The 3,999-nt window shown below is 71.0% G+C and carries 2 protein-coding genes; both read left to right on the top strand.

Translation table 11 applies throughout. From position 1 onward, the window contains the following. Nucleotides 1-244 precede the first annotated feature (244 nt). Nucleotides 245-1,438: a hypothetical protein gene (locus tag ACWGH0_RS34545; protein WP_453408230.1), complete on the top strand. Its 1,194-nt coding sequence runs from the start codon at nucleotides 245-247 to the stop codon at nucleotides 1,436-1,438. Nucleotides 1,439-1,637: 199 nt separating this feature from the next. Further along, on the top strand, nucleotides 1,638-3,914 hold the full coding sequence (locus tag ACWGH0_RS34540) for a hypothetical protein (RefSeq protein WP_453408229.1): 2,277 nt from the start codon (nucleotides 1,638-1,640) through the stop codon (nucleotides 3,912-3,914). Nucleotides 3,915-3,999 lie beyond the last annotated feature (85 nt).

Raw genomic sequence — 3,999 nt, 5'->3', positions numbered from 1 at the left:
CCATGGGGCTTGCTTGAGCCGGATGCGGGGAAAGCTCGCACGTCCGGTTCTGAGGGGGCCGGGGATCAGCAATGGTCTCCGGCTACCCGACCACAAATTATGTGCCTGAGGGCGACACCTGGCCCTTGAGCGCGCCAGTTGGCCCTTCGGAGCGATAGATGGCCCCCGGTGGCGGCGCGCTGCTTCTGTCCCGTTAGGTTCCGAAGAGGAGGGCGTTGTCGGTGGGGGCTGGCAGGGTGCGTGCATGACGGATAGCGAAAGTGCCCGCATGACGCGAGTCCTGGGCGGGTTGCCAGCAGCGGCTCGAGAACTGCTGTTGGAGACGGACTGGGCTTCTCACCGGCACGCCTACGGTTCGGGCGAGGACATACCAGTCTCCCTGTGCTCCCTCGTGGACGAAGATCCCGAGGTGCGATCCGAGGCGTTGGCCACGTTGGACATGGGCGTGCTGCATCAGGGCTCGCTGTACACGGTCACCGCGCCCGCGGCGCTGTTCGTCGCCGCGATCCTCGACCATCCCGTGGGCCTTGCCGAGCACGAGGGGCACTTCCCCTGGGACGACGGTCCGCCACGCAGCTTGCGGGCCGCCCTGCTCGGCTGGCTGGGTCAGGTGGCTGAGTCAGCCGCCTATGGGGAGGATCCGACGCGGGACCGAGCCAACTGGGAATGGCAACCCTGGCACGAAGACACGCGAGGCGAACTCGACTCCGACGAGCTCGCCGCACTGCAAGCGTGCCGAGACATCAGGACCACCCTGTATGACGCCGTCGAGCCGTTCCTCTCCTCCTGCGACCCCCACGTCTTTGAGACCGCCCTCAGCGCAGCAACGCCTCTCCTTGCCGCCCCGGCCCTTACCGACCGGATACCGCGCGCCGCCGCGCTGCTGCGGATCAGGCTGGGCTCCACGACCGGCCGACGGGAGCGCGCCGCCGTGGCGCGGGCACTGAGTCTTTGGGGGATGGACACCTCCGACCTGCTCGCCGACACCGACCCGGCCGTGCGGGTCTGCGCCGCGCTCGGTCCCGTCCGAGTCGATCGGCCACGTGCTCTCGCCGTGCTCCTCGACGCGCTGCGGGACCCCCACACGACGGATGGATGGTTCCCCGAGCCGCTGCGAGGGATCGACGGATGGTTCCGGTTCACCGTGCTGCGTTCCGCCCTTGACCTGGCCGCATCGTTCGAGGAGGTGGCACCGGTGGCCATCGCCATGGTGGCCGCCGGCAATCGGTCCGTCGTCGACAACGAACGCGGGCCGATCCTGTTCAGGGGCTTTCCCGGTGGCTACGACCCAGCCCACTCGCTCACCTCCGCCCAACGCGCCCTGCTGCGGGCGTTCGTGGACACCGACGAGGCGACAGGCAGCATCCGCGGCAACTGGTTGTGGTTCCGCGCGGCCGGCTTGCCGGATAACCGGGAGGACATCACTGCGTTGCTGTGATGCGGCACGCCACCACACCCTGAACCCATGACGTTCCCCGCCTGGAGGCTGAGCATCGAAGTTGTGCAACTGGGTCGTCTACGGTGCTCGGTCACAATTGATGCCGAGTGCTGTAGGTGCCCCGTGAGCGCTCTGGCTGACCCCGGTGAGCGTCGTGGGTGGTCGGGTCATGTCAGAGGTGGCTGGCACGATGATCGGCATGGATCTCGTACACCCGCTCGACGGCCTGGATACCCGGCCCTGGTCTTCCCTCTCCCATGCGTACGGCAGCGCGGAGGACATTCCCGATCTGCTGCGGGCTCTGACCGGCGCCGACGTGGATGCGGCGGATGAGGCGTTGTCCGAGCTGTACGGGAGCGTTCTGCACCAGGGGACGGTCTACGCCGCCAGCGTGGAGGCGGTGCCGTTCCTGGCAGAGATTGCGGCGGCCGGCCACCGCACGGCAGACATCTTGGCACTGCTCGGCGGCATGGCCGAGAGCGAGGACGAGTACGGCGTGGCACCGGGTGCGGTCCGGGCGGCTGTGGCGGACCGGCTCCCGTTGCTACTGCCCCTGCTGGCCTCCCCCGAGCCGGAGGTCCGCCGGACCGCGGCCTGGGCGGTGTCCCACACCCGCGCGACCTCGATCGCGCTCCCCGCCCTGCGCGCGCGCTGGGACGAGGAACTCGAACCCACCGTGCGCGCGGAGGTTCTGGCCGGGATCACGCGGCTCGACCCGCGGGGCGGAGCGGCGGTGGCGGCCACCGTCCTGGACCCGTCCCAGGCGGCCGAGGTGCGCATGGCGGGCGTCTTCGCCTCCCTCGACGCAGGAGCTCCGTGGATCGAGCCCTTGCACTCGACGATGCTGTCCCTGCTGCCCGCCGACCCGCTGTGCTCCGATCTTGACCTCGAACGCGGCGAGCCACTGGCCGCCGTCGTCGAGGCGCTCCTGGGAAGGGGCCGGAGCATGGAGCGCGAGGCGGCGTTCGCACTGGTCGACGCAGCCCTGCACGACGGTCGGGCGGAGGTGCGGGCTGAAGGCCTCTGGGCGGCCGACCGCGCCTGCATGCTCTCCCGCAGTGCCCCGCGGCGACTGGTGTGGAACCTGCGAGCGGCGGCCGTCGACGAGGAGTCGGTGGTCGCCATGTCGTCCCTCCTGGGCCGGCTGGGCACCGTCGCCGCACCGGCTGCGGACATCCTCATCCCCCTCGCCGGACGCAACTCGGACCACGACGACGACCATGCGGACCGGGCCCTGGCCGCGCTCGTACGCGTCGCGCCCGCACAGTCGGCCCCGTTCCTGGCCGCCGGCCTCGGGCGGCGCCCGCGGGCCCTCGACGCTGCCGCCGGTTTCCGCAGCCCGGAGGACTCCGCCTTCCCGTACAACGGCGAACTCCTTGACGCGGTTCGCGACCGCCTGGCCCGGCCCGAGGCCCTGAGCGGCAACGAACCCTGGCAGCTGACGAACCTGGTGGCGGGGTGGGGCGCGGAAGCAGCGTCGGCGTTGCCCGAGCTGTGCGCGGCGCTCGCGCACTATCCCGGCCAGGCCGCCCGAGCCATCGCCTCCGTCGCCGCCGACTGCGCCCCGGCGGACCGCGGCCGGGCCGTCACCGCGTTGCGGGCGGTGGGCGAGCAGGGAGCCCTCTCCGCGGCGAAGGCCTTGCACGACCTCGACGGCGAGTGCGCGCCCCTGATGCACTGCCTCGAACAGGAACTGCGGCGTGGCGCAAGCCAGCTCAGGGAGGCTGCCAGTATGACCAGTGCGCTCGGCCCCCGGGCAGCGGCGCTTGTGCCTGCCCTCCGCGAGGCGCTGAGCGGCACGAACGGTGAGACCACGCCTGCCCTGGATATGGACACGGCCCTCGCGGAGGCTCTGTGGCGTGTCACGAAGGACGCGGACGCGGTGGTTGCCGTTCTGGACTCGGTCTTCGCGCGCGCCGAACAGAACCCCTGGTCCCGGTGGTCGGTAGTGCGGACCGCCCGCACGACGGCCCTCCTCGGCCCCGCGGGACGGCCGCTCGCCGCCCGCCTGGAAGCCTCCCTCGACGATCCGGCACAGGCACCGGCCGCAGTGCTGGCCCTCACGGCTGTGGCCGAACCCGGCTCGCTGGACCGTACCGCGCTCGCCGAGGCTGCCTTGCGGTCGGCCGCATCGGACGCCGATCCCATGGGTACCTGCGACGCCCTGGAAGCACTTGGCCCCGACGCATTGACCGAAGACCACGTGCGCCGACTTGCCGCTCTCGCCGACGGCGACGCCCGGGTCATCCGCTCGGGAGTCGAAGATCGCGTCATCCGCCAGGACGAAGCCCTTCGAAACCGCGCCCGGATACTCCTCACCGCCTGCGCGGACCCTGAGCTGCTGGCCATCGGCGGCCGCCTCGACCTCCGAACCAGGTCGCGCCCCGCACCACTCGTCCCCATCCGTGAGCGTCGTAGTTGGCCAGTTAGGACCTGTCCGGACGATCATGTGACTGCTCCGTGCCCGGGTCGTTGATGTGGGCATGGGGCGAGGTGATCTGAGTGATGCCGAGTGGGAACGGCTGCGGCCGTTCCTGCCGGTCAGCAACCGGCGTTGTGGC

This window comes from Streptomyces sp. NPDC054887 (assembly GCF_053610585.1).
Note: the sequence above shows the minus strand (reverse complement) of the source record. Positions and strands in the feature narration are given on the sequence as shown.